This is a genomic window from Micromonospora inositola (assembly GCF_900090285.1).
Classification (GTDB): Bacteria; Actinomycetota; Actinomycetes; order Mycobacteriales; family Micromonosporaceae; genus Micromonospora; species Micromonospora inositola.
In genome coordinates, this window is sequence record NZ_LT607754.1 from 1,735,498 (window position 1) to 1,760,994 (window position 25,497).

At 73.6% G+C, this 25,497-nt stretch carries 19 protein-coding genes; 10 read left to right on the top strand and 9 right to left on the bottom strand.

From position 1 onward, the window contains the following. Positions 1–144 precede the first annotated feature (144 nt). Together GA0070613_RS08340 and GA0070613_RS08345 are read left to right on the top strand one after the other, a co-directional pair. Complete coding sequence (locus GA0070613_RS08340) at positions 145–969, top strand: MaoC/PaaZ C-terminal domain-containing protein (RefSeq protein ID WP_089015825.1); 825 nt, start codon at positions 145–147, stop codon at positions 967–969. A gap of 86 nt (positions 970–1,055) precedes the next feature. Next, positions 1,056–1,673: a DedA family protein gene (locus GA0070613_RS08345; RefSeq protein ID WP_089011769.1), complete on the top strand. Its 618-nt coding sequence runs from the start codon at positions 1,056–1,058 to the stop codon at positions 1,671–1,673. A 76-nt stretch (positions 1,674–1,749) separates the two neighbouring features. Here GA0070613_RS08345 and GA0070613_RS08350 read toward each other — a convergent pair whose 3' ends face one another. Beyond that, positions 1,750–2,388 (bottom strand): TetR/AcrR family transcriptional regulator, encoded by a 639-nt coding sequence (locus GA0070613_RS08350; protein WP_172875771.1) that lies wholly within the window; start codon positions 2,386–2,388, stop codon positions 1,750–1,752. 78 nt (positions 2,389–2,466) lie between these two features. Here GA0070613_RS08350 and GA0070613_RS08355 point away from each other — a divergent pair, with 78 nt between their 5' ends. The 4 genes from GA0070613_RS08355 to GA0070613_RS08370 all read left to right on the top strand — a co-directional run bounded on the left by GA0070613_RS08355 (position 2,467) and on the right by GA0070613_RS08370 (position 7,645). Further along, entirely contained in the window at positions 2,467–2,919 is a 453-nt protein-coding gene (locus tag GA0070613_RS08355; RefSeq protein WP_089011771.1) for an SCP2 sterol-binding domain-containing protein, read from the top strand. Between the two features lies 1 nt (position 2,920). Beyond that, positions 2,921–4,135: an acyl-CoA dehydrogenase family protein gene (locus GA0070613_RS08360; protein ID WP_089011772.1), complete on the top strand. Its 1,215-nt coding sequence runs from the start codon at positions 2,921–2,923 to the stop codon at positions 4,133–4,135. 313 nt (positions 4,136–4,448) lie between these two features. Next, complete coding sequence (locus tag GA0070613_RS08365) at positions 4,449–6,014, top strand: AMP-binding protein (protein WP_089011773.1); 1,566 nt, start codon at positions 4,449–4,451, stop codon at positions 6,012–6,014. A gap of 101 nt (positions 6,015–6,115) precedes the next feature. Next, positions 6,116–7,645 (top strand): N,N-dimethylformamidase beta subunit family domain-containing protein, encoded by a 1,530-nt coding sequence (locus GA0070613_RS08370; RefSeq protein ID WP_089011774.1) that lies wholly within the window; start codon positions 6,116–6,118, stop codon positions 7,643–7,645. A 53-nt stretch (positions 7,646–7,698) separates the two neighbouring features. On the opposite strand, the gene GA0070613_RS08375 is transcribed toward GA0070613_RS08370, so the two are convergent. From GA0070613_RS08375 to GA0070613_RS08395, 5 genes are all read right to left on the bottom strand, one after another. Then, the gene (locus GA0070613_RS08375) at positions 7,699–12,834 is read right to left on the bottom strand and encodes a DNA repair ATPase (RefSeq protein WP_089011775.1); all 5,136 of its coding nucleotides are present in this window, start codon (positions 12,832–12,834) and stop codon (positions 7,699–7,701) included. Further along, positions 12,758–14,779, bottom strand: a complete 2,022-nt coding sequence (locus GA0070613_RS08380) for a flotillin family protein (protein ID WP_089011776.1) — start codon at positions 14,777–14,779, stop codon at positions 12,758–12,760. The genes GA0070613_RS08375 and GA0070613_RS08380 overlap by 77 nt, the downstream gene beginning before the upstream one ends. 171 nt (positions 14,780–14,950) lie before the next feature. Beyond that, positions 14,951–15,589 (bottom strand): hypothetical protein, encoded by a 639-nt coding sequence (locus GA0070613_RS08385; protein ID WP_089011777.1) that lies wholly within the window; start codon positions 15,587–15,589, stop codon positions 14,951–14,953. Between the two features lie 212 nt (positions 15,590–15,801). Then, positions 15,802–17,052: a phosphoribosylamine--glycine ligase gene (gene purD, locus GA0070613_RS08390; RefSeq protein WP_089011778.1), complete on the bottom strand. Its 1,251-nt coding sequence runs from the start codon at positions 17,050–17,052 to the stop codon at positions 15,802–15,804. 169 nt (positions 17,053–17,221) lie between these two features. Next, positions 17,222–18,511 carry an adenylosuccinate synthase gene (locus GA0070613_RS08395; protein ID WP_089011779.1) on the bottom strand — a complete coding sequence of 430 codons (1,290 nt, stop codon included), beginning with the start codon at positions 18,509–18,511 and terminating at the stop codon, positions 17,222–17,224. A 124-nt stretch (positions 18,512–18,635) separates the two neighbouring features. On the opposite strand from GA0070613_RS08395, the gene GA0070613_RS08400 reads away from it, so the two are divergent. Both GA0070613_RS08400 and GA0070613_RS08405 read left to right on the top strand, forming a co-directional pair. Further along, the gene (locus GA0070613_RS08400; protein ID WP_089011780.1) at positions 18,636–19,634 is read left to right on the top strand and encodes a diacylglycerol kinase family protein; all 999 of its coding nucleotides are present in this window, start codon (positions 18,636–18,638) and stop codon (positions 19,632–19,634) included. A 73-nt stretch (positions 19,635–19,707) separates the two neighbouring features. Then, on the top strand, positions 19,708–21,588 hold the full coding sequence (locus tag GA0070613_RS08405; protein WP_089011781.1) for a chromosome partitioning protein: 1,881 nt from the start codon (positions 19,708–19,710) through the stop codon (positions 21,586–21,588). A 49-nt stretch (positions 21,589–21,637) separates the two neighbouring features. Here the strand turns inward: GA0070613_RS08405 and GA0070613_RS08410 are convergent, their stop codons facing one another. Further along, positions 21,638–22,066 carry a DUF3151 domain-containing protein gene (locus tag GA0070613_RS08410; protein WP_089011782.1) on the bottom strand — a complete coding sequence of 143 codons (429 nt, stop codon included), beginning with the start codon at positions 22,064–22,066 and terminating at the stop codon, positions 21,638–21,640. Between the two features lie 271 nt (positions 22,067–22,337). Between GA0070613_RS08410 and GA0070613_RS08415 the strand changes: the two genes are divergently transcribed. Next, complete coding sequence (locus GA0070613_RS08415) at positions 22,338–23,555, top strand: LOG family protein (protein ID WP_089011783.1); 1,218 nt, start codon at positions 22,338–22,340, stop codon at positions 23,553–23,555. A gap of 55 nt (positions 23,556–23,610) precedes the next feature. Here the strand turns inward: GA0070613_RS08415 and fbaA are convergent, their stop codons facing one another. Together fbaA and GA0070613_RS08430 are read right to left on the bottom strand one after the other, a co-directional pair. Next, a complete protein-coding gene (gene fbaA / locus GA0070613_RS08420; protein WP_089011784.1) occupies positions 23,611–24,633 on the bottom strand; it encodes a class II fructose-bisphosphate aldolase in 1,023 nt (340 codons plus the stop codon). A 131-nt stretch (positions 24,634–24,764) separates the two neighbouring features. Then, positions 24,765–25,148, bottom strand: a complete 384-nt coding sequence (locus GA0070613_RS08430) for a phage holin family protein (protein WP_089011786.1) — start codon at positions 25,146–25,148, stop codon at positions 24,765–24,767. A 136-nt stretch (positions 25,149–25,284) separates the two neighbouring features. On the opposite strand from GA0070613_RS08430, the gene GA0070613_RS08435 reads away from it, so the two are divergent. Next, positions 25,285–25,497 (top strand): hypothetical protein, encoded by a 213-nt coding sequence (locus tag GA0070613_RS08435; RefSeq protein WP_089011787.1) that lies wholly within the window; start codon positions 25,285–25,287, stop codon positions 25,495–25,497.

The following is a 25,497-nucleotide window of genomic DNA, read 5'->3' on the forward strand; positions in this document are numbered from 1 at the left end:
TCCGGCCTCCGGGCCGGGACCGACCCGGGGGTCGATGCCACGCAGGACCTCTCCGGGCTCGCCCTCGCGGACCCGTCGGTGGCAACGGCGACTGCCGGGCCGGCCCCGGGTCCCGCTGGACGGGTGCAGGTCGACCTGCCCCGGATGCCGTCGGCCGGTGCGCTCTACCGGCGGGCCCTGCTCGGCGCCCTGCCGGGGGTGGGCGGCAGGCGCCGCGACGCGATCCCCGCGGTGGAGCTGACCGTCGCCGGCGTCGCCGTGGACCGGGCGCACCTCGCCGACTACGACCGGGTCTGCGGCTTCCGGCTCGCCGACCGGCTGCCGGCGACATACCCGCACGTCATGGGGTTCCCGCTGGCGTTGCGGCTGATGACCTCGCCGGAATTCCCCATCCCGCTGAGCGGGGTGGTGCACGTGGCCAACCGGATCACCGTGCACCGGCCGGTCGAGGCCGGCGAACGGCTGGACTTCCGGACGTACGCGGAGAACCTGCGTCCACACGACCGGGGTCGGCAGCTCGACGTGGTGCTCGTCGGGTCGGTCGACGGGGAGGAGGTGTGGCGCGGCGTCTCGACGTACCTCGGCAAGGAGCGCAGGGCCGGCGGCGGTGAGCGGCGCGACCGGGGCGACCGGCCGACCCCGCCGGCCCCCTCCGCGCACTGGCGGCTGACCCCCCGGGTCGGTACGGACTACGCGCGGGTCTCCGGCGACCACAACCCGATCCACACCTCCCGGCTGGGCGCGCGACTGTTCGGCTTCCCCCGGCCGATCGCGCACGGGATGTGGAGCAAGGCCCACTGCCTGGCCGCGCTGGAGAGCCGGCTGCCGGACGCCTACACGATCGACGTGGCGTTCAAGCTGCCGGTGCCGCTGCCGTCGACGGTGGCGTTCAGCGCCACGCCGGGCTGGGACTTCGCGCTGCACGACGCCCGGTCCGGCCGCCCGCACCTGGCCGGCGCGATCCGCTGACCCGCCGCCGCGTGAGCCGGGCCCGGGCGGTGCCGTGATCCGGCGACTCGGCCCGCGGCCGGTGGCCGAGCACCGAGCATGGGGGCATGGAGTCCGTGCTCGACCTGCTGCACGACACGGTCGCCTCGCCGTGGGTGTACCTGGTGATCTTCGCGGTCACCGCGGTCGACGCGTTCTTCCCGGCGGTGCCGGGCGAGACGGTGGTGATCACGGCGGGAGTCTTCGCGGTGGGCGGGGAGCCCGCCCTGGCCGCGGTGATCGTGGTGGCCGCGGTCGGCGCGCTCGCCGGCGACCACGTCTCCTACGGCATCGGCCGGGGCGGCGGCGCCCACCGGGTGGCCCGGCTGCCCGCCGACAGCCGTCGGCGGGCCGGCTCGGAGTGGGCGCGCCGGGCTCTCGACCGGCGCGGCGGGATGATCCTGACCACCGCCCGCTACGTGCCCGGCGGTCGCACCGCGGTCACCCTGACCATGGGCGCGGTCCGCTACCCGCTGCGCTGCTTCCTGCTGTACGACGCGCTGGCCTGCGGCAGCTGGGCGGTCTACTGCGGCCTGCTCGGTTACCTCGGCGGCCTGGCCTTCGAGCGCGACCCGGTGAGGGGACTGCTGGTCGGCGTCGGCCTGTCGATCGCGGTGACGGGGTCGCTGGAGGTGGCCCGCTGGGCCCGCCGCCGCGCCCGCGTCCGCGCCGCCGCCCGGCGCTGACCCGCCCGGCACCGACCGTCCCAGCCGCCGCTCGGACCCGCCCGGCCACCAGGGCGGTCGGTGCTGGCCGGGGGCGTCAGATCGTCGGCGGACGCCAGGTGACGCCGTGGAGGAGCTGGGCGGCGCCGAGCCAGGCGACGTTCATCATCCGGGTGGCGGTCTTCTCCGGGTCGGCCTCGGGGTGGTCGGCGAGCCAGTCCGCGAGCGACTCGGTCGCGCCGACCAGGGCGTACGCGACCACCTCCAGGTCGGTCGGGCCCACCTCGCGCCCCTCGGCGCGCAGCGCGTGGTCCAGCATTCCGGCGACCACCTCGACCAGCCGGCCCCGCATGGTGGCCAGTTCCCCGGCGAAGGGCTGCTCGCCGCGGGCCTGGCGGTAGAGCACCGCCCAGCCGTCCCGGTGCGCGCCGACGAAGCCGAAGAAGGCGCGCAGGCCGCGCCAGAGCCGCTCGTCGGCGGGGAGGTCGGAAGCGGCCGCCCCGGCGATCGCCTCCATCATCCGGGTGCCCTCCCGGTGCAGGCAGGCCACGAAGAGCTCCTCCTTGGTGCCGAGGTACGCGTAGACCATCGGCTTGGAGATCCCGGCGTCCTCGGCGATCTCGTCCATGCTGGCGGCATGGAAGCCGCGGCGGGAGAAGACCTTGACCGCCGCGTCGAGCATCTGCTGCTCGCGGACGGCCCGGGGCAGGCGCTTGAAGGTGGGTGTGCTGGACACTCTTGCGAGCATACCTACTCGTGCGTAAGGTTACGCCCGAGTAACCAAAGTCGGCCCGCTCCGAGAGGTGCATCCCCAATGACTGACTTCGACCCGGCCAACTTCGCGAACGTGGCCCCCAAGGAGTTCGCGCAGCTGGTCAAGTCCACCCCCGACGACAAGATCGCCGAGGTGATGTCGGGCGACCTGCGCGGCAAGATCCTGAGCGAGGTCTTCAACCGGATGCCGTCGCTGTTCCGCGCCGATCGCGCCGGCTCGACCAACGCGGTCATCCACTGGAACATCACGGGCCGCCCCGACGGGGGCACCGACACCTACGAGATCGTCATCGAGAACGGCGCCTGCACCGTCAACGAGGGCGCGCAGCGGGACCCGAAGCTGAGCCTCACCATGGGCCCGGTCGAGTTCCTCAAGATCGTCTCCGGCGGCGCCAACCCGGTCATGATGTTCATGACCGGCAAGCTGAAGGCCAAGGGCGACCTGGGCCTCGCCGCCAACATCGCCAACCTGTTCGACATCCCCAAGGCCTGACATGGCCGAGTTCTCGCTCGACCTGAACGAGGAACAGCGGGATCTGCGCGACTGGGTGCACGGCTTCGCCGCCGAGGTCGTGCGCCCGGCCGCGGCCGAGTGGGACGCCCGGGAGGAGACCCCCTGGCCGGTCATCCAGGAGGCGGCGAAGGTCGGCCTGTACGGCTTCGAATTCCTCGCCAACTGCTGGGCCGACCCCACCGGCCTGTCCCTGCCGATCGCCAGCGAGGAGCTCTTCTGGGGCGACGCCGGCATCGGGCTCAGCATCTTCGGCACCTCCCTCGCCGTCGCCGCCATCTACGGCGCGGGCACCCCGGACCAGCTCGTCGAGTGGGTGCCGCAGTGCTTCGGCGACGTCGACTCCCCGGCCGTCGCCGCGTTCTGCACCAGCGAACCGGAGGCCGGCTCCGACGTCGGGTCGATGCGTACCCGGGCGGTCTACGACGAGGCCACCGACGAATGGGTGCTGCGCGGGCAGAAGGCGTACGCCACCAACGGTGGGATCGCCGGGGTGCACGTCGTCACCGCCTCGGTCGACCCGTCGCTCGGCTCCCGTGGGCAGGCGGCGTTCGTCGTACCGCCGGGCACGGCGGGGCTCAGCGCGACCCGCAAGCTGCGCAAGCTGGGACTGCGCGCGTCGCACACCGCCGACGTCTTCCTCGACGACGTACGGGTGCCCGGGCGCTGCCTGCTCGGCGGTCGGGACGCCCTGCTGGAACGGCTCGACCGGGCCCGCTCCGGCCAGCGCGCCTCCGGCCAGGCCGCGATGCGGACGTTCGAGCTGTCCCGGCCCACGGTCGGCGCGCAGGCCCTCGGCGTGGCCCGGGCGGCGTACGAGTACGCCCTCGACTACGCCAGGGACCGGGTCCAGTTCGGACGGCCGATCATCGAGAACCAGGCGGTCGCGTTCGCGCTGGCCGACATGAAGATGGAGATCGACGCGGCTCGGCTGCTGGTCTGGCGGGCCTCCTGGATGGGGCGCAACAACCGGCCGTTCACCGCGGGCGAGGGCTCGATGTCCAAGCTCAAGGCCGGCGAGGTGGCCGTGTCGGTCACCGAGAAGGCGGTCCAGCTGCTCGGCGGCGCCGGCTTCCTGCGCGACCACCCGGTCGAACGCTGGTACCGGGACGCCAAGATCTACACCATCTTCGAAGGCACCTCGGAGATCCAGCGGCTGGTCATCTCCCGGGCGATCTCCGGGGTGCAGATCCGCTGACGGCGACCGGGTCCGGACCACGGGCCGACCCGGTCGCCGGCGCGGGCCGGACCCGTGGCGACGTCGCCGTGCCGGGCGGCGTCGCCACGGCCGGCGTACCCGCCGGAGGGTGACCGGCAGTCGCCGTCCGGTGACGCGGGGACCGCACGTCCTCACCTTCCGTTCCGACGCGTACGACCCACCGTGTCCGACGGGTGGGCAGGGAGAACGCCGGCTGGGCTCCCCGCCGCCGCGGGTGCATGATCGTGAAGACACGCTCGGCCTGGCAGGGCTCCTCCGGGGCCCTTCGGTGCTCCCCGAAGGAGGTAGCGGCTTGGACCTGCCGTTCATCGTCGCCACGCTGACCCGGCGCGGGCTGCTCACCCCCGGCCGTCCCATCCGGGTCGCCTCCCAGCTCGGTGCGCTGCGCAAGTGGGGCTGGAGCCTCGCCGGCGAGCTGCGCCAGGCCGCCGCCCGCGACCCCGGCCGGACGGCCGTCGTCGACGAGCAGGGCGTCGAGCTCACCTATCAGGAGCTGCTGGACCGGGCCGAACGGCTGGCCCGATCGATGCGCGCCGGACTCGGGGTCCAGGCCGGGGACCGGATCGGGGTGCTCTGCCGCAACCACCACGGGCTGATCGAGGCGGTCGTCGCGGCGATGCTGCTCGGCGCGGACGCCGTCCTGGTCAACACCGGCCTCTCCGCCGCGCAGTTGACCACCGTCGCGGAGGAACAGTCGCTGCGGGTCCTGGTGCACGACGCCGAGTTCGCCGAGCGGGTCCTCGGCCTCCCCGCCGACGTCCATCGGGTCGACGAGCGCGGCCAGGAGGAACTCATCGCCGGCGCCCTCCCCGGTGACCAGCTCCAGCCGCCCGAACGGGACGGCCGGACCATCGTGCTCACCTCCGGCACCACCGGAACGCCCAAGGGCGCCCGACGGCCCACTCCGCACGGCTTCGGCCCGCTGGTCTCCATCATCGACCGGATCCCGCTGCACGCCCGCGACACCGTGCTGATCGCTGCGCCGCTCTTCCACACCTGGGGGTACGCGGCCCTTCAGGTGGCCTTCGCGCTGCGCTCCACGATCGTGCTGCACCGCCGCTTCGACCCGGCCGCCACGGTGGCCGCGCTGGCCGCCCAGCCGTGCGACGCGCTCTTCGCCGTGCCGGTGATGCTGCAGCGGTTGCTGGAGGTGCCGCCGCCGAGCCCCCGACCGCCGCTGAAGGTGGTCGCGGTCAGCGGCTCGGCCCTGCCCGGCGGGCTGGCTCCGAGGTTCATGGACGTCTACGGGGACGTCCTCTACAACCTGTACGGCTCGACCGAGGTCTCCTGGGCGTCCATCGCCGGCCCGGCCGACCTGCGCGCGGCCCCGACCACCGCCGGCCGCCCGCCGCACGGCACCCGGCTGGAGATCCTGGACGACGCCGGTGAGCCGGTCCCGGACGGGCGGGTCGGGCGGATCCTCGTGGGCAACGAGATGCTCTTCGAGGGGTACACCTCGGGGGCCCGCCGGGAGACCCACGACGGCCTGCTGGACACCGGCGACCTGGGTCGGGTCAACCCCGAGGGTCTGCTCTTCGTCGACGGCCGCGCGGACGACATGATCGTCTCCGGGGGCGAGAACGTCTTTCCCTCCGAGTTGGAGGACCTGCTCGCGCAACTGCCGCAGGTCCGCGAGGCCGCCGTGATCGGGGTGCCCGACCCCGAGTACGGCCAGCGCCTCGCCGCGTTCCTCGCCCTGCACCCCGGCGAGACGCTCGACCCGGAGGCGGTCCGCGAGTACGTCCGGCACTACCTGGCCCGCTTCTCCGTGCCCCGGGACGTGATCTTCGTGAAGTACCTGCCGCGCAACGCCACCGGCAAGGTGCTCAGTCGCGAGCTGCGCCGCTACTACGGCTGAGGCGGGTAACACAAGGGACGGACGCATCGGGCGGCGGTGGTACCTTTTCATCCGCCGCCGGTCCCGGCAGGTCCCTGTTCACTCGTTCCAGGAGCTGTCCAATGGTCCGTCTCCGCCGGCGCTGGGCACTCGGTCTCCTCGCCGGCGGCGCCTCCGCCGCGGCGCTCGGCACCACCGACCCGGTCCGCCACCGCACCGGGACGCTGGTCCGGCGGGAGCCACCGCCGGTGGAGGTGGAGAACCGGGCGGCCGGCGCGCCCTGGTGGCCGTGGGACGGCCAGCGGGCCGTGGACGACCGGCACCGCCAGATCCAGGGGTACGCCTCGACCACCAGCGTGGCGCCCGGCGAGTCGATCGACTTCCACGTCGCGGTCAACCCGGCCGGCCGGTACCGGATCTCGGTCCACCGGCTCGGCTGGTACGACGGCGCCGGCGCCCGCACCATGCTGACCAGCCCCGAGTTCGACGGCGTGCCGCAGCCGGTGCCGCCGGCCGACCCGGCGACCGGCACGATCGCCTGCCGCTGGCCGGTCTCCTGGACGGTCCGGGTGCCGGACCACTGGACCTCCGGGCTCTACCAGGCGGTCTTCACCTCGGCGGACGGCTGGCACGCCTGCACCCCGTTCGTGGTCCGGGACGACCGGCGGGCGGCCGCGCTCTGCGTGGTCCTGCCGGTCACCACCTGGCAGGCGTACAACCAGTGGCCGCGGGACCGGCGGGCCGGCAAGAGCCTCTACAACGGCTACGCGGCCACCGGCCGCCAAGATCCCCGGCTCCGGGCGCTGGAGGTCTCCTTCGACCGCCCGTACGCCGAGCACGGCATCCCGATCCAGCTCACCCGGGACCACGACGCCATCCAGTGGCTGGAACGCAGCGGGTACGACGTCAGCTACGCGACCAGCCTCGACCTGCACTCCGGGCGGCTCGACCCGACCCGGCACCGGGGCATCGTCTTCGCCGGGCACGACGAGTACTGGTCGGCGGAGATGCGCCGGACCGCAGAACGGGCGGTGGCCGCCGGTCACAGCCTCGCCTTCCTCGGCGCCAACAGCGTCTACTGGCACATCCGGGTCCGCCCCACCGCCGACGGCCGCCCCGAACGGGTGGTCGCCTGCGCCAAGAAGACCGACTCCGACCTGGGCCAGGACGCCGCCGGCCCGACGGTCAGGTGGCGCAGCCTCGGGCAGCCCGAACAGGCGCTCATCGGCGTGCAGTACAACGGCATCGTCGGCGACCCGCAGCCACTGGTGGTGCAGGGCGCGGACCACTGGTTCTGGGCCGGCACCGGGGTGGCCGACGGCGACCGGATCCCCGGGGTGGTCGGCGGCGAGGCGGACGGCCTCAACCCGACCGGGCCGCGGCCCGCCGCCACCACCGCCACCCTGCTCAGCGCCTCGCCGTACCGGACGCGAGAGGGCAGGCGGCAGATGCAGAACACCCACCTGTACGAGACACCGCAGGGTGGGATCGTCTTCGCCGCCGGCACGCTCTGCTGGACGATGGCGCTCAACCGCCAAGGAAACCGGGACGAGCGGATCGAGCGGGCCACCGCCAACCTGCTGGACCGGATAACCGGCCGGGCCGGCGCGTCGACGGGCCCGACAGGCCCGGCGGTGGAGGCCCCGGACTGACGGGTCGGCGGCGGGGCGGCCCGGCGTACCGGAAAGCCGCCCCGCCGCCGGTGTCAGGCCCGGTCGGCGGCGCGGCCGATCGCCGCCGCAACCCCGCCGACCCGGTCGGCGAGCAGGCCGAGCGCGCCCACCGCCCGGTCCACCGGGTCGTCTGAGGCGCCACCGAGCGCGCGGGCCCGCAGGTAACCGGCCTTCACCTCGGCCCACCGCCGGCCCTGCTCGGTTGTGAGCCGGCCACGCAGCTCGGCCAGCTTCAGCAGGTTCGCCTCGGCGCCCGCGGCCAGGGTCTGCGCCTCGCCGAGGTAGTGGTCGTCGATGACCGCCTCCAGCTCCTCGTCGCTGAGCACCGGGACGATCCGCTCGGCCAGCTTGTTCATGTTCCGGTACGACCCCTGAAGCTGGAAGGGCGGCTCGGTGCGGGACGCGTCGGACTGCGCCGCCGAGGCGATGTACGCCTGGTTGTTGGCGAGCACGACCTGCTGCACCCGCAGCAGCTTGCGCAGCACCGAGACGATCTGCTCCAGCTCCACCGGAGAGTAGGGGTGGGCGAGCTGGTCGGCCCGCACCGAGTCGTCGCCCCGGGCGATGCGGACCAGCAGCTCGACGTCGCCGCGGTCGCGGCCGGAGAGCGGCGCCAGCACCGGGTTCGAGGTGAGCGCGTTCTCGATGTAGCTGAGCGCGAACACCTCCTCCCGGCCGGAGAGCACGTCGCCGAGGTTCCACACGTCGGCCCGGTTGGCCAGCATGTCCGGCACCCGGAACCGCTGCCCCGACTCGGTGTACGGGTTGCCCGCCATGCACACCGCGAACCGCTTGCCGCGCAGGTCGTAGGTGCGGGTCCGGCCCTCCCAGACGCCTTCCATCCGGCGCTGCCCGTCGCAGAGCGAGATGAACTTCTGCAGCAGCTCCGGCGAGGTGTGCTGGATGTCGTCGAGGTAGAGCAGGACGTTGTTGCCCAGCTCCAGGGCGAAGGAGATCTTCTCCACCTCCTGCCGGGCGGTCGCGTCGGGCGCGTCCGCCGGGTCGAGCGAGGTGACCCCCGAGCCGAGGGCCGGCCCGTTGACCTTGACGAAGACCAGGCCCAGCCGGCTGGCCACGTACTCCATCAGGGTGGTCTTCCCGTAGCCGGGCGGGGAGATCAACAGCAGCAGGCCGGACTGGTCGACCCGCTTGGCGTCGCCGGTCGCGCCGAGCTGGCGGGCCAGGTTGTCGCCGATCAGCGGCAGGTACACCTCGTCGAGCAGCCGGTTGCGGACGAACGCGCTCATCACCCGCGGCCGGTACTCCTCCAGCCGCAGCCGGTCCCGCTCGGCGGCCACCAGCGCGTTGCGCCGGCGCTGGTAGTCCCGGTACGCGGGCGCCAGCTCGGTGCGGAACCGGCGGGTCCGGGCCAGCGTCTCGTCCAGCCGCAGCGTCATCGCCGATCCGACGATCCGGGGATGCGCGCCGAGCAGCCCGCCGACGGTCTCCGACATCGCCGCCGCAGCCTCGTGGCGCGGCAGGTCGGCGCCGCACAGCTCCACCGCGACCGCCTCCGGCAGGTCGTACCCGGACAGCGTGCCGCCGTCGGTGGCGAGGAACGCGGTCAGCCACGCCTCGACGAGCTGGTGGCGGCTGGTCAGGTCGCCGTCGAGGGCCCGCAGGTCGGCGTCGAACTCCCGGGCGGAGCGGGACTGCGGGCCGCCGAGGGCGCGGCGGAACCGGTCCAGCATGGCCCGCGCGCCGGCACCGGTGACGAACCCGGCGGGCGGTCGGGACAACTCCTCGAACAGGTACTCCCCGGCGAGGCCGGCCTCCCCGGCGGGCCCGGTCAGCCCGGCGCCGGCCAGGAAGCGGCCCACCTCGGCGGCCAGCTCGGCGTACAGCCGGTCGATCGCGTCCCCCGCCTCGACCCGGTCGCCGTCCGGCACGGCAGCACGGTCGGGGCGGCCGAAGCGGTCCCGGGCCCGGGCCAGCGAGGTGGCCCGGGCGGTCCAGCCTGCCCGGGCCGGCTCGGCCGTGCCGAACCGCCAGAAGAGCTGCGCGGCGGCCCGGGCGGCCGGCGGGTAGCGGAGCAGGCCGGCCCCGGCGTGCAGGCGCAGCAACGCCCGCAGCAGCTCGGTGGCGTCGTGGTCGTGCACGCCGCGCTCGTAGCCCTCGTCGTAGCGGGCCTCGGCGAACCGGCGGACCAGCTCGCGCAGGTCACTCGCGTCGGCCGCCGCCGCCCGCAGCCCGTCCAGCGTCAACCCCTCGCGGCCCGTCTCGGCGGCGGTCAGGAGCGACGTCGCCAGGTACTCCGCGCGGTACACCTCCGGCGACTCGGAGACCAGCAGCTGGTCCCAGAACCGGCGGGTGCGGGCGAACTCCTCGTCCCGGACCGGGGCCCGGTAGTCGGTGCCGGTCACCGCCACCGCCAGCCCGCCGTCGTGCGGCACCACGCTGACGTCGATCGGCTGGGTGTTCACCGCGAACCGGTGCCGGCCCAACCGGATCGTCTCGCCGCCGTCGGCGTACAGGTCCAGGCGGTCGCGCAAGCCGCGACCGGCCTCCTGGCGCGCCGCCCGGATCCGGCCGTCCAGCTCCTCGGCCCGGACCGGGTCGCCGAGGGTACGCAGCTCGTCGACGACCGCGCGCAGCTTGCCCACCATCGGGTCCGCCGCGAAGTACGTGTTGATCTCGTCCAGCGAGCCGAGCGTGCCGATCCGGCGCCGCACGCTGACCAGGATGCGCTCCGACGACGAGACGAGCCGGTCGGCCCGCCGGGCCCGCTCGTCCAGCAGCGCCTGCTTCCGCGAGGAGAACGCCTCGTAGATCTCGGTCCGCCGGGTCGCCAGCTCGGCGAGGAAGTCGTCGAACTCCCCGAACCGGGACTCCAGGTCCTCCACCCGCAGCAGCAGCCGGCCGAGCTGCTCGTCGCAGCGCTCGGCGGTGTCCGCCGCCGCCAGCGCCCCGGTCACCGCCTGCCCGAGCAGCGCGAACTCGGCCGCGAAGCCGGCCCGGCCCTCCACCTCCAGCAGCTCCCGGCGGCGGTTGTCCAGCACCGCTCGGGCCCGGTTGACCGCGCCGAGCACCTCACCGACCCGGGTCAGGATCCCGGTGCGTACGGTCGCGTCGGCGATGTCGAGCCCGCCCACCACGTCGGTGATGGTCTGCAGGCCCTCCGCGCGCCCGGCCAGCTCGTCGCGGACCGCCCCGGCCTCGGCCACCGTGCCGATCGCGGCGCCCTGCCCGGCCAGCCGGTCCACCTCGGCCTGGTAGCCGGTGAACGCGTCGTCCCGGCGCAGGAAGTCCACCGCCCGGCGGCCGGCGGCCGCCAACTCCCCGTCCAGCCGCTCCGCCAGCTCGTCGATCCGCCCGTGGTCGACGTACCGCAGCTCCCGCAGGGTCTCCAGGTGGCCGCGCGCCTGACGCAGCCCGGCCAGCTGCCGCACCCAGTCGTCGGCGGTCAGCGGCGCCTCGCCGCGCGCCCGCCGCGCCAGCGAGGCGATCCCCTGCGCGCTCTCGTCCAGCGCCGTCCGCGCCTGCTCGGTGAGGGCGCGGACCTTCTCGTACTCGTCGAGCACCGCGACGGCGGTGCGCCGCAGCTCGGCCAGCGGCGCCAGCAGCTCGCCGAGGTCGGCCTCGCCGAGCCAGTGGTAGTGGTCGACGATCCGGGCGCAGGTCGCGATCAGCGCCTCGTAGACACCCGTGGTGGCCGCGGCGCCGTCGACCATCCGGGCCACCGACAGGCAGTCGGAGATGCCCCGGACCAGGTCGGCGTTGCCGACCCGCTCCAGCGGGCCGGTGCCCGCCGGCTGGGCCGCCGCGTACGCGTCGGAGACGTACGGCGTCTGCCAGATCTGCATCGGGTGGACCCGGGTCGGCTCCTCGGAGGTGGCCCGGAACACCACCAGCGTGCCGTCGTCGAAGAGCGAGAAGCCGTGGCACGGGATCGGCGCCGCCACCTCCTTGCGGATGGCGTTGTACGGCAGCAGCAGCGAGCGGCCGTCGGCCCGGGCGTGGAAGACGTAGAGGACGTCCTCCCCGTTCGGAGAGCGGACCACCTGCTCGAACTCCAGCCCCGTCACGTCGGTGTCGAACGTGCGGGTGACCCCGGTTGCCAGGTGGTAGCCGCCCGGGAAGATGATCCCGTGGTCCTCGGGCAGCCGCTGGCAGGCCGGCCCGATGCCGTCGAGCCGGACCACCTCCCGGGTCAGCGTGTTGAAGACCAGGTGCCGCCACTCGGTCTCCTTGTACGGCCGCATCCGCAGCAGGATCAGCGGGCCGACCCGGGCCCAGCTCACGTCGGCGTCGGCCAGGCTCTGCAACGGCTCGTCCACCGGCTCGTCGTAGATGCCCTCGCCGACCTCGGTGTTGTTCTCCAGCTTGACGGTCAGCGTGCCGCCGACCGTCTCCACGAAGACCTCGTCGGCGATGGAGATGTGCGGGTGCCGGCCGAGGACGTGGTCCTCCCGGGTCGTCTCGATCCACTCGAAGTCGTGCGACGGCGGGAAGACGTGGTCCCGCTCGCCCCGGTTGTCCAGGTACGCGACGCCGCCGTCGCTGTCGAGCCGCCAGCGCAGCACCCGGATGTCGTCGGTCCGCGGGCCGGTCTGGAACACCGCCAGCAGCCGCCCGTCGAGCCGGCGCAGCTGCAGCAGCCGGGTCTGCCGGTAGTAGCGGTACAGCTCCGCGAAGTCGCGCTGGAACACCGGGTCGCGCAGCAGACCGGGCAGCTCGTCCGGGCCGGCCCGGTCGAACCGGAACGTGTCGGAGTCGCTCCCCGCGTCGGCGGCGCTGCGTTCCCGCTCGAAGCGGTGCAGCGAGAAGACGTCGTCGACCGTCGTCTCCGGCTTCAGTCCGATGAAGACGTTGTAGCCGAAGAGCATCAACCCGCCGACCGACACGATGTCCCGTGGCACGCAGTTGTGCCCGGTACGGATCCGCTCGGTGCTGAGCAGGCGCAGCTCGGTGCTGCCGAACACCTCCAGCCGCCGGGCGTTCAGCCGCTCCGCCCGCCGGGCCAGCTCGCCGGCCTGCCCGACCAGCCGGTTGCGCAGCACCTCGTAGCTGCCCGCGTCCAGCCCGGCCGGGCCGCCGGCGTCCGCCCCGGCCGGCCCGGCCGCGTTCCCGCCGGTCGGACCGGGCACCGGCTCACTCACCGGCGCGCTGCCGCGGGCCGGCCAGGGCAGCCAGCGGGGTCTCGGCCACGCCGAGGCGCTGCGCTGCATTCAGCAGTTCCTGGAGCTTGCCCTTGTCCGCGCCGCCGGCCCGCATCTGCTGTAGCAGGAAAGCGGAGAGGGTCAGGTTCTGCACGTCACCGGTGTTCACCGAGCCGAGCATCCGGGTCAGGTCGTCGGTGAAGCTGGCGGTGCCGTCCAGCCACGGCTGGGTGAGCCCGCGGGCCACGTCCGAGTGCGCGACGAACCCGTCCACGCTCTTGCCGAACGAGATCGAGCTGAGCAGCCGGTCGAAGAAGACGCTGTCCCCGCCGACGATGTCGATGTTCGCCTTCTCCAGGCCGGTGGAGACCAGCCTCGCCTGCGCCTCGGCGACCTGCCGCTGCGCGTCCAGCCCGGCGAGCCGGACCTCCTTCTCCAGCTCCAGCCGCAGCCGGTACTCCTCGTGCTGGCGGGTGGCGTCGTCCAGCGCGGCCATCGCCGCCGCCTTGTCGGTGAGGCCCTCGGCCTCGCCCTTCAGCTTCTCGCGTACCGCCTCGGCGGCCAGCAGGGCCTTGTCACGCTCGACGGCGACCTCGGCGCGGCCCACCTTCTCGATCGCCTCGGCGCCCCGCTCGCGGACCTGCACCTCGGCCAGGCCGGCGGCCGCCGCCTCGGCCTGCAGGCCCTCGGCCAGCCGGATCTTCGCCCGGGTGTCCAGCTCCGCGGCCTGCTGCCGGGCCTCGGCGAGGACCAGCTCCTCACGGGCCTTGAACTTGGCCGCCGCCTCGGCCGCCTCCGCCGCCTTGATGTCCTTGACCAGGTTCTCCTGCGCCTCGGCCTCGGCCTGGATCACCACCGCCTGGCGGGTCCGCTCGGCCTCCTCGACGACCCGCAGCCGCTTGATGTTCTCCTCCTGCTCGGCGACGGTCTTCTCGACCGCGATCCGCTCCCGGACGACCTCGGCGATGGCCCGCTTCTCCGCCTCGACCTCCTTGTCCTTGGCGATCGTGCTGAGCTCGGTCTCCCGCTGCCGGCCGATGACCTCCAGCATCCGGTCCTTCTCGATCCGCTCGGTCTCGATCGCGATGACCCGCTCGCGGTTCTTCTCGGCGACCGCGATCTCCCGGCTCCGGTTCTCGTGCTGGATGCCCAACTGCTCGTCGGTACGGATGTTCGCCGTCTCGGCCCGCAGCCGCTCCTCCGCCCGGACCCGGGTGATCTCGGCCTCCTCGCGGGCCCGTACCGTCTCGATCTCGCGCCGCTGCTTGGCCTCGGCGTCCGCCTGCCGCCGCTCCAGCTCCAGGATCGCCTCCCGGGCGTCGACGTTCTGCCGGGTGATCTCCTTCTCCTCGCTGCGCTGGAACTCGTTGGTCCGCACGTGTTCGATCGCGGTCAGCTCGGTGATCTTCCGGATGCCCTGGGCGTCGAGGATGTTCTTGGCGTCCAGCTGGGACATCGGGGTCTGCTCGAGGAAGTCGATCGCCGCGTCCTCCAGGCTGTAGCCGTTGAGGTCGGTACCGATCACGCGGATGATCTGGTCACGGAACTCGTCGCGCTTCGTGTAGAGGTCGACGAAGTCGAGCTGCTTGCCCACCGTCTTCAGCGCCTCCGAGAACTTGGCGTTGAACAGCTCCTGGAGGGTCTCCCGGTCGCTGGCCCGGGCGGTGCCGATGGCCTGCGCCACCTTGATCACGTCCTCGGTGGTCTTGTTGACCCGGACGAAGAAGGTGATCCGGATGTCGGCCCGGATGTTGTCCCGACAGATCAGACCCTCGTTGCCGGTCCGCTCGATGTCGATCGTCTTCACCGAGATGTCCATGATCTCGGCCTTGTGCAGCACCGGCAGGACGACCGCTCCGGTGAACGTGACGTCCACCCGGCGGACCTTCGAGACGATCAACGCCTTGCCCTGTTCCACCTTGCGGAACAGGCGGCTGACCAGGAAGACCACGCCGAGCGCGACGAGCAGGAGGACGGCGAGCAGTACGCCGATCCCGGTGGTGACGACATCCATGGCTGAGCGCGCGGCGCCGGTCCGGTGGTGCGGGCGGGCCGGTGGGTGCCGCGCATCCTCCTTTCAGTGGGAGTGCGGGGGCAGCGTGGGACGGACCGGCGGCGGGGTGAGGCGTCCGGTCGAGGCTCGAAGGGGTGACCCACCGTCGCGGGAGAGGGTCACCGGCGGCGGTTACATCGGTGCGTGACGCGAAGGATCGGGGTCGAAGGCGATGCCGGCGGGCATGACCCAGAAGAACTCGCCCTCGACGTCGTAGTCGTAGATCAGCGCTGAACTGCCGGCACGCAGTGCTTCGGCACCGGGCTGGCGGACCTGGACGACCGCGGACGAGCCGTCCGCCGCCGTCACCTCCGCCTGCCCGAAGTCGGCCGTCACCCGCCCGGTGCGGATGGTGCAGAGGCTGCCGACGAAGGCGTGCCGGCTGGACTCCGTACCGGTGGGGAAGAGTCGGCCGAGCGGCACGGCGACCAGCCGGGTCACCAGCCAGGCGCCGAGCAGGGCCGCCAGCAGCACCCCGACCGATATGGCGACCCGGGCGGCGACGCCGAGGCCGAGCTCGTCGAGCAGCACGGTGCCGGCCAGGCTGACGAACCAGGCCACCGCGACGAGCAGGGAGAACACGATGGTGGCGGGCAGTCCGCCGAGCCCGAGGCCGGCCAGGACGCCACCCGGCACCCCGTCCACGTCGAGGTCGTCGCCGAGGTCCAGCACCCCGGTCAACACCAGCAGCCAGTAGCCGACGACCACCAGCAGCAGGAAGCTGAACAGCACGGTGGGGAAGCTGAGCGCCGTACCGAGGAAGCCGGCCACCGCAATCCCCCTCCCCGTTACCGGCGAGGCCTCACACCCACCGACAGGGTGATCGTGGCATGGGGTGTCAATGTGCGACGGCCGCCGAACGGCTGGTTCACGCCGGCCTGACCAGGCAGGAATGCGCACGCCGATCGATCCGACGGCACCGCGACCGGGCCAACGGTCGGCGCGGCGCGGGGGCACCAGCGGCTGGTCCAGGGGTGGTCGGATCAGCCCGGCAGGGTGATCCGGCCATTTACCGCGGCGGCGGCGATGTCGGTGCGGTGCTGCGAGCCGGCCAGCTCGATGCCGCGTACCAGGGCGTAGGCGGCATCCCGCGCGGCGACCAGGTCCGGGCCGGTGGCCGTACCGCAGAGGACCCGGCCGCCGGCGGAGAGCAACGCGCCGTCGGCGGCCCGACGGACGGTGCCCGCGTGGATGACCCCCGGGCGGTCCGCGCCGGTGATCACGTCGCCGGTGCGCGGCGCGGCCGGGTAGTCGGCGGCGGCCACGACCACGGTGACCGCGGCGCCGTCCCGCCAGCGCAGCGGCGGGTGCGCGGCCAGCGTGCCGGTGGCGGCGGCGTGCAGCAGCCCGGCGAGCGGCGTCTCCAGCAGCGCCAGGACGACCTGGGTCTCCGGGTCGCCGAACCGGGCGTTGAACTCGATCACCCGCGGCCCGGCGGCGGTGACCGCCAGCCCGACGTAGAGCAGCCCGGCGAAGGGCGTGCCCCGGCGGCGCATCTCGGCCAGGGTGGGGTGTACGACGTCGCGCATCACCTCGTCGACCAGGCCGGGCGGCGCCCAGGGCAGCGGCGCGTACGCCCCCATGCCGCCGGTGTTCGGCCCGGTGTCGCCGTCACCGACCCGCTTGAAGTCCTGCGCGGGCAGCAGCGGCAGCGCCGCCTCGCCGTCGGTGACCACGAAGAGCGAGACCTCGGGGCCGGCGAGGTACTCCTCGATCACCACCCGGCCGCACTCCTCGGCGTGCTTCAGCGCCGTGGCCCGCTCCTCGGTGACGACGACGCCCTTGCCGGCGGCCAGGCCGTCGTTCTTCACCACGTACGGCGGCCCGAACTCGTCCAGCGCGGCGCCGGCGCTCTCGGCGTCCGTGCAGGTGAAGGCGCGCGCGGTCGGCACGCCGGCGGCGAGCATCACGTCCTTCGCGAACGCCTTGGAGCCTTCCAGCCGGGCCGCCTCCGCCGACGGACCGAACGCGGGGATGCCCTTGGCGCGCACCGCGTCGGCGACCCCGGCCACCAGCGGCGCCTCCGGCCCGATCACCACCAGGTCGGCCCCGACCTCCACGGCGAGCCCCGCGACGGCCGAGGGGTCGGTCGCATCGACCGACCGCAGCTCCGCCACGGCGGCGATGCCAGGGTTACCCGGCGCCGCGATCAACGCCTCGACGGAAGCATCGGCTGCCAGCCCGAGCGCGAGCGCATGCTCCCGCCCCCCACCACCCACAAGAAGAACCCGCACGACCCCGCATCCTACTGACCCCACCCCTGGACCCCGTTGATCATGAGGTTGGCGGGTGCTTCGATCACGAATCAGCCCGCCCACCTCATGATCAACGCCACGACTCACCACCGTGGACCACCCCACCTGCCCCACCACCCCCTGTGGACAACCGCCCCACAGAAGCCGGTTAGGGGAGGAGGGGGTGGCGGACCACGTTTTCTTCGCGGCCGGGGCCTACGCCTACCACGCTGACGCGGGTGCCCGTCAGTTCCTCGATGCGGGCGATGTAGCGTCTCGCGTTTTCGGGGAGTTCTTCCTCGGTTCTCGCCTTGGTGATGTCTTCCCACCAGCCGTCCAGCTCTTCGTAGATGGGGGTGGCGTGGTGGAAGTCGGTCTGGGACATCGGCATGTCGTCGAACCGCTCGCCGTTGATCTCGTACGCGACGCAGATCGGCACCTTGGGCAGGCCGGTGAGCACGTCCAGCTTGGTGACCACCAGGTCGGTGACGCCGTTGAGGCGGGACGCGTACCGGGCGACGACGGCGTCGAACCAGCCGGTGCGGCGCTCCCGGCCGGTGGTGGTGCCGTACTCGCGGCCGACCTTGAGCAGGTGCTGGCCGTTGTCGTCGAAGAGCTCGGTCGGGAACGGGCCGGCGCCGACCCGAGTGGTGTACGCCTTGCTGACCGCGATCACCCGGGTGATCGCCGTCGGCGGGATGCCGGCGCCCACGCACGCCCCGCCGGCCGTCGGGTTCGACGAGGTGACGAAGGGATACGTGCCGTGGTCCATGTCGAGCATGGTGGCCTGGGCGCCCTCCAGCAGCACGGTCTCGCCGCGGTCCAGCGCGTCCCAGAGCATCACCCGGGTCTCCGCGATGTACGGCTTGAGCCGCTCGGCGTACCCCAGGTACTCCTCGATCGTCGCGTCGACGTCGATCGCCTTGCGGTTGTAGACCTTGAACAGCAGCTGGTTCTTCTCGCGCAGCGCCAGCTCCAGCTTCTTACGCAGGATGCCCGGGTCGAGCAGGTCCTGGAGCCGGATGCCCATCCGGGCGACCTTGTCGCCGTACGCCGGGCCGATGCCGCGGCCGGTGGTGCCGATCCGGGCGGAGCCGAGGTAGCGCTCGACGACCCGGTCCAGCGCCCGGTGGTGCGGCATGATCAGGTGTGCGTCGCCGGAGATGCGCAGCCGGGAGACGTCCACGCCCCGCTGGGAGAGGCCGTCGATCTCCTCCAGCAGCACCTTCGGGTCGACCACCACGCCGTTGCCGATGATGATCATCGCGCTGGGCGAGAGCGCGCCCGACGGCATCAGGTGCAGCGCGTACTTCTGGCCGTCCGGGGTGATCACCGTGTGGCCGGCGTTGTTGCCGCCGGAGTAGCGCACCACGTAGTCGACCCGCTCACCAAGCAGGTCGGTAACCTTGCCCTTGCCCTCGTCGCCCCACTGAGCGCCGAGGAGCACGATCGCTGGCATCTTTTCCGCCTCCAGAAGGCTCGGGTGCCAGGTGGCGACCGGTTGGCGAGCCCGGGGTGTCAGGCTAACAAGTAGTGACGGCGCGGCTGGCAGGGGTCGCGGCGAGAGGCAGGAGGCTCGGCCGGTGTACGACGTGGTGCTGCTCACCCTCGGCTCGGAGCGGGACGATCCCGGTGGGGGCTGCGGCAGCGGTGAAGCCTGCTGCGGTGGCGCCGCCGAGGCCGCCGGGGAGAAGGCCGAGGAGCGCTGCGAGACGCCGCGCGTACCGGTGCTGGCCTGCGCGGACGCGCTGACCGCCCGGGGGGCCCGGGTGGAGATGGTCACCGCCCGCTCGGACGCGGAGATCGACGAGGTGCTGGCCCGGCTCGACGGCCCGCCGCGCCCCGACGGCCTGACCTGGCCGGACCCGGATTCGAAGACCCGCCTCGTGGTCGCCACGGCCAGTGACGGACAGTTGCGCGCCGTGGTGCGCCGGCTGGTCCGGCGGTACGCCCCACCGCCCAGTCGCCGCCCCGCCGACCTGCCCGCGAACCGGACCGTGCCGGACCTGCCGACGGTCGGCATACTCCCGCTGGATCCGGCCCGGAGCGGAACGCACCGCGACCTGGCCGCGCAGCTCGGGCTGCCCCGCGACCCGGCGGCGGTGGCCGCGGCGGTGCTGGACGGCAATGCCCGCCGGCTCGACCTGCTCCGCAACGACGGCGGCTCGGTGACCCTGGACGGCGCGCTGCTCGGCGCGGCCGACGACGCCGGCCGACCGCTGCACTGGCGGGCCCGGGTCGAGGTGGACGACGCGGTCCTCTCCGACGGCGACGAGCCGATCATGGCCTGCGCGGTCGGCAACGCCGGCGGCTACGCCCGCCTCGACGACGTGGCGCTGCTGGCCGACCCGGACCCGACCGACGGCCGGGTCGAGGTGGCGGTGGCCGTTCCCGTGGTGACCCGGACGGCGTTGGGCCGGAAGCGGGTCCGGCTGGAGGTGCGCCGCGCCCGCGGCCGCGCCGTGGCGGTCGTCCCGCGCGACGAGAAGGTGCCCTTCCTCGACGACGGCGTCGAGGGCGAGCTGAGCCGGAAGCGGTCCTGGTGGACCGAGCCGGGCGCCTGGGCGGTCTGGACGTTCTGACCCCCGTCGATCCGTGGGCGGCTCCCCCGGGACCCGGACGGCCTATCCTCGGCGGGAGGAATGGGGAGGAACCGTGGTGCACGAGAACGCCGACCGGGCCCACGTGCCGGGCCAACAGCCGGTGCCCGAGCGGGACATCGAACCGCTCTGGCCGCCGGACCCGACCGAGCCGGTAGCCGCCCAGCCGTGGGCCGTACCGACCCAGCCGGCCGCACCCGCCTGGCCCACCCCGCCGCCGAACGGGGGCACGCCGCCGCCGGCTCCCGCTCCCACGCCGCCTGCCGCTGAACCCGGGACCGCCGGTTGGGCGTTGACCGCGCCGGCGGACTCCGGTGCGGCGCGACCTGCGGAGCCGGCGAAGCCTCGGACGGCCCGGCCGGCGGTCGACCTGGACCTGCCCTTCAGCCTCGACCACCCGGCGTCCGCCACGCCGATGGGCGCCACGCCGGGGGCGGCCGGACCGACGGGTCCGGCGACCACCCGGACCGACGGGACAACGGGTCCGGGGACCGCCGGACCCGCCGGGGCAGGATCGCGGGACGCGGCTGGTCCGGCCGGCCAGGCCGACGGCGACGCGGCTGGCGTGGCCGTCGACCCGGCCGAGGGGGGCCCGGCCGCGGCCCGAAATCCGGGCGAGTCGCCGTGGGCCCAGCCGCCGCAGCGGCTGACCAGCGGACCGGCCGAGCCGCCCGCGCCGCCCCGGCTCGGGCCGTTCCCGCCCGCGCCGGGCGTACCGGTCCACCGCCCGGACCAGCAGCCGCCAATGCCCGGACCGGTGCCGCCGTACGGCGACGGCACGGGGTACCCACCACTGCCGCCGTACGGCCAGCCCGGCTATCCCGGCACGTCCGCGTACCCGCCGCCGCAGGCGCCCGGACCGGGCCCGGCCGCCCCGCCCGGCTGGTACCCGCCGCCCTGGCCGCCGCAGGCCAGCGCCGGACCGCACCAGCCCGGACCGCAGCAGCCGGTCCCGCCGCAGCGGACGCCCGCGGCGTACCCGGATCCGGCCTGGACGCCGGAGACCGGCGCCACCCCGACCGCCGAGGACTTCGCCCGGCGGCGGCAGGCCAGGCCGGTGGACCCGGTGGCCACCATGGGCGTGCGGGCCGTGGTCAACAGGATGGGCCTGGTCCGGCTCGCGCCCGGGCGGCACGAGCAGGAGCTCAAGCGCGACATCGAGATGGTCCGCCGCAACTTCGGCGGGCTGCGCCAGGTGACCGTGGTCAACCCGAAGGGCGGCGCCGGGAAGACGGTGGCGATCCTGCTGCTCGCCATGACCTTCGGGCAGAAACGGGGCGGCTACGTGCTGGCCTGGGACAACAACGAGACCCAGGGCACCCTGGGGATGCGGGCGCAGCAGGACTTCCACTCCCGTACGGTCCGGGACATGCTGCGCGACCTGGGCCAGTTCCAGGGCGCGCACGGCCGGGTCGGCGACCTGTCGCAGTACGTCCGCTCGCAGGGCGAGGGCATGTTCGACGTGCTCGCCTCGGACGAGTCGGCCACCGGCGGGGAGATGCTCACCGCGGCCGCGTTCGCCGAGATCCGCGAGGTGGTCAGCCGCTTCTACAAGCTGATCTTCGTGGACACCGGGAACAACGTCCGGGCGCAGAACTGGCAGGCCGCGATGGACGCCACCGACCAGCTGGTGGTCACCATGTCGGCCCGGAACGACTCGGCGGAGACCGCCGCCCGGATGCTCGACCACCTGGAGCAGAGCGGCCGGCAGCGGCTGGTCCGGCAGGCGGTGACGGTGGTGTCGATGCCGCCGTCCCGCAAGGAGATCGACCTGCCGGCGATCCAGGAGCACTTCGCCGCCCGGACCCGGGCAGTGCTGCTCGCGCCGTACGAGCGGTTGATCGACACCGGGGAGCCGATCCGGTACGGGCAGCTCTCCTCGGCCACCCGGGACGCCTGGCTGAAGATCGCCGCCGCGGTCGCCGAAGGGCTCTGAACAGGCACGACGGCCGGCCCGGCCTCCGGACCGGCCGTCGAGGCGCGGGTCAGTTGCTGGCGAGGGCGTCCCCGGCGGCCGGGTCGCAGTCACGGAGGAACTGGGCGCAGCGGGCCGCCTCGTCCGCCTCGCCGATCTCACCGGCGGCCCGGGAGAGCAAGTACAGGCAGCGTAGGAAGCCGCGGTTGGGCTTGTGCGACCACGGCACCGGGCCGTGGCCCTTCCAGCCGCTGCGGCGCAGTTGGTCCAGGCCGCGGTGGTAGCCGGTGCGCGCGAACGCGTACGCGGAGATGACCTGGCCCGCGGCGAACGCGCGGGCGGCGAGCGCCGCCCAGGCCGCGCTGTGGGTCGGGAAACGGGCCGCCACCTCGGCGTACGCCTCGTCGGTGTCCTGCGCGGCGGCGTCGGCCAGGGCGGCGTCGGCCTCCTCGTGCGCGGGCAGGAGGGTGGCCGGTGGCTCAGGCAACAGGTTCTGCATCGCCCCATTCAACCCGCTTCGCCCGGGGGCGCGCGAGGGGGTCCGGCGAAGCCGGGCATGCGGCCGGCGTTGCCCGTTCCGGTCGGTGACCGGTGTGGCATGCACGTGGCGGCGGAAGCCGCGGCCGAGGACTGCCCCGCGGACCCGCCGCGCCGAACCGGGCCAGCCGGTCGCTGTGCGTCACTCTTACTACGGTGAACTCGCCGGCCGCCGGGCTCCTGTCCGTCCGGCCGACGTTTGCCGGGTTGCCCGGTGCGGGCAGGATGGCCTGGTGCCGACCCCACCTCCCGCGGACGTCATCGAGCCGCACGACACCAGCGTCGACGAGATCGAGACCCGGGCCGAGTTCGACCGGCGGCTGGCCGGCGGCGGCCTGGCCGGGCTGACCGTGCAAGGACTCCGCCTCGACCTCGACCCGGTGCCCGACCTGACCGCCGCCGATGTCGCCGGCACCCTCTTCGTGGGCTGCCGGTTCGCCGGCCGGGAGGTCGGCGCGGACCTGGTCCGGCGCGGCGCGAACGTGGTGCCGCCCTTCTCCGGGCTGCCCTACCCGACTCAGCCGTCCCACCTCTACACCCCCGACGACCTGGCCGCCGGCTTCGCTGAGGGTGGCTTCACCGGGATGTACGACACCCGGGTGTACGAGCACTTCCGCGCCCACGGCGGCGCCCTGCCGGACGTCCGCGAGGCGCTCGGCCAGCGGCTGCACGACCACGGGGTGGACAACGCCCTGGCCGACGCCACCCGGACGTGGCTGGCCGGGCACGGGCCGCAGTCCGTGGTGGGGGTGATGGGCGGGCACGCGGTGCCGCGCGGCAGCGCCGCGTACCGGATGGCGGCGGTGCTGGGCTGGGAGCTGGCCCGGGCCGACCGGCTGGTGGTGACCGGCGGCGGTCCGGGGGTGATGGAGGCGGCGAACCTCGGCGCGTTCCTCGCGGCCTGGCCGGCGGAGGAACTGACCGCCGCGATCGACCTGCTCGCCACCGCCCCCGACTTCACCGACCACGACCGCTACACCGCCGCCGCCCTGGCGGTCCGGCAGCGGTACGCGCCCGGGCCGACCCTGCCCGCGCAGCGCCCCGCGGCGGCCGGCACCGAGTGGGCCCGCTCCGGCGGGCTGGCCATCCCCACCTGGCTGTACGGGCACGAGCCGGCGAACCTCTTCGCCGGGCGGATCGCCAAGTACTTCTCCAACGCCATCCGGGAGGACACCATCCTGCGGCTGGCCCGGGGCGGGATCGTCTTCGCGCCGGGCCGGGCCGGGACGGTGCAGGAGGTGTTCCAGGCGGCCACCAAGACGTACTACGGCACCGACGGGGCGAGCGGCGCGTACGTCTTCCTCGACCGGGCGTACTGGACGACGGAGCTGCCGGTCGAGTCGTTGCTGCGGCCGCTGCTGGCCGCCTCGCACTTCGGCGACCTGTCGGCGACGGTGCACCTGACCGACGACGTCCGCGAGGCGGTCCGGGTGCTGACCGCGGCGGCCTGACCCGGAAAGGGCCGGCACCCGCGCGGGGGGCCGGCCCTTTCGGCGTACGTGCTGGTTACTTCATCTTCGTGCCGGTGGAGCGCAGGTGCTCGCAGGCCTCCACGACGCGGGCGGCCATGCCGGCCTCGGCGGCCTTGCCCCAGACCCGGGGGTCGTACATCTTCTTGTTGCCGACCTCGCCGTCGACCTTCAGCACGCCGTCGTAGTTGCGGAACATGTGGTCCGCGACCGGCCGGGTGAAGGTGTACTGGGTGTCGGTGTCGATGTTCATCTTCACCACGCCGTAGTCCAGCGCCTCCCGGATCTCCGAGAGCAGCGAGCCGGAGCCGCCGTGGAAGACCAGGCTGAGCGGCTTCTCCTTGCCGTACTTGGCGCCGACCGCCATCTGGATGTGGTCGAGCACCTCGGGGCGGAGCTTGACGTTGCCCGGCTTGTAGACGCCGTGCACGTTGCCGAAGGTCAGCGCCGCCATGTAGCGGCCCTTCTCGCCGAGGCCGAGCGCCTCGACCATGGCCAGGCCGTCCTCGACGGTGGTGTAGAGCTTCTCGTTGATGGCGTTCTCGACGCCGTCCTCCTCGCCGCCGACCACGCCGACCTCGATCTCGAGGACCACGGCGGCCTTGGCGGCCTCGTCGAGCAGCTCGGCGGCGATCTCCATGTTCTCCGCCACCGGCACCGCGGAGCCGTCCCACATGTGCGACTGGAACAGCGGCTCCTCGCCGCGCTTCACCCGCTCCTGGGAGATCTTCATCAGCGGCCGGACGAACTTGTCCAGCTTGTCCTTCGGGCAGTGGTCGGTGTGGAGGGCGATGTTGACCGGGTAGTTCCTGGCCACCTCACGGGCGTACGCGGCGAACGCCGCCGCGCCGGTGACCATGTCCTTCACGGACGGGCCGGAGAGGTACTCCGCGCCACCGGTGGAAACCTGGATGATGCCGTCGCTCTCCGCGTCGGCGAAGCCCTTCAACGCCGCGTTCAGGGTCTGCGAGGACGTCACGTTGATCGCGGGGTACGCGTACCGGCCGGCCTTGGCGCGGTCCAGCATCTCCGCGTACGTTTCGGGGGAAGCGATGGGCATGTCGAACGCTCCTTACTTACCGCTCTCGGCCGTGCAGGCCGCTGTCTTCCATGGGTGCGCCGGACCGCGCTGTCCACCGCGGGCAGTATCCCGTAGAAGGCGGCGACGGGCACAACCGACCCGGGACACGCTCACCGGTTCTCCAGGCGGTCCGGCACGACGATGCTGATCAGCCAGCTCACCACCGCCATCACGATCGCTCCCCAGAAGGCGGCCCAGAAGCCGTCCACCCGGAACGGCAGGTCCAGCCCCCGGGCGATCCAGTCGGTGAGCAGGAACAGCAGCGCGTTGACCACGAGCGCGAACACGCCGAGGGTGAGCAGGTAGAACACACAGCCGAACACCTTGATGACCGGCTTGAGGACCGCGTTGACCACGCCGAAGATGAGCGCCACCACGATCAGGGTGAGCGCGTTGTCGGCGCCGCTGCGGCCGGTCACCTCGACGCCGGGCACGATGAGCGTGGTGACCCACAGCGCGACCGCGGTGATCGCCAGTCGGATCAGGAAGCCCACGCCCCCATCCTGGCACCGGCGTCCCGGTACGGAGGGACAATCCGCCGAGTCCGGTTCCGCTCGGCTCCGAGCAGCCTGCGCGCGCAGCCCGTACGGTGTGTGGGTAGCTGTCCGCACCGAGATCCAGGGAGGGACGATGGGTCAGCCCGACGAGGACTTCACCCCCAGCGACCACCTCGCTCCGGAGGAACGGGATCCGGAGGCGGAACCGGCCGACGCGGTCGAGCAGGCGATGTCCACCGACCCGGGCGACGGCGAGACCGAGCCGCACCGCGGCCTGGAGGTCGACGACTGGGACGCGATGGAACAGGCCCGGGTGGTCGCCGCCGACGAGGACGACTACCGCTGA

What these genes read in the sequence shown, in the direction of transcription:
- GA0070613_RS08340 (WP_089015825.1), top strand. Translation starts at nt 145, where the DNA reads ATGCCGTCGGCCGGTGCGCTCTACCGGCGGGCCCTGCTCGGCGCCCTG.
- GA0070613_RS08345 (WP_089011769.1), top strand. Translation starts at nt 1,056, where the DNA reads ATGGAGTCCGTGCTCGACCTGCTGCACGACACGGTCGCCTCGCCGTGG.
- GA0070613_RS08355 (WP_089011771.1), top strand. Translation starts at nt 2,467, where the DNA reads ATGACTGACTTCGACCCGGCCAACTTCGCGAACGTGGCCCCCAAGGAG.
- GA0070613_RS08360 (WP_089011772.1), top strand. Translation starts at nt 2,921, where the DNA reads ATGGCCGAGTTCTCGCTCGACCTGAACGAGGAACAGCGGGATCTGCGC.
- GA0070613_RS08370 (WP_089011774.1), top strand. Translation starts at nt 6,116, where the DNA reads ATGGTCCGTCTCCGCCGGCGCTGGGCACTCGGTCTCCTCGCCGGCGGC.
- GA0070613_RS08375 (WP_089011775.1), bottom strand. Translation starts at nt 12,834, where the DNA reads ATGCAGCGCAGCGCCTCGGCGTGGCCGAGACCCCGCTGGCTGCCCTGG.
- GA0070613_RS08380 (WP_089011776.1), bottom strand. Translation starts at nt 14,779, where the DNA reads ATGGATGTCGTCACCACCGGGATCGGCGTACTGCTCGCCGTCCTCCTG.
- GA0070613_RS08395 (WP_089011779.1), bottom strand. Translation starts at nt 18,511, where the DNA reads ATGCCAGCGATCGTGCTCCTCGGCGCTCAGTGGGGCGACGAGGGCAAG.
- GA0070613_RS08410 (WP_089011782.1), bottom strand. Translation starts at nt 22,066, where the DNA reads ATGCAGAACCTGTTGCCTGAGCCACCGGCCACCCTCCTGCCCGCGCAC.
- fbaA (WP_089011784.1), bottom strand. Translation starts at nt 24,633, where the DNA reads ATGCCCATCGCTTCCCCCGAAACGTACGCGGAGATGCTGGACCGCGCC.
- GA0070613_RS08435 (WP_089011787.1), top strand. Translation starts at nt 25,285, where the DNA reads ATGGGTCAGCCCGACGAGGACTTCACCCCCAGCGACCACCTCGCTCCG.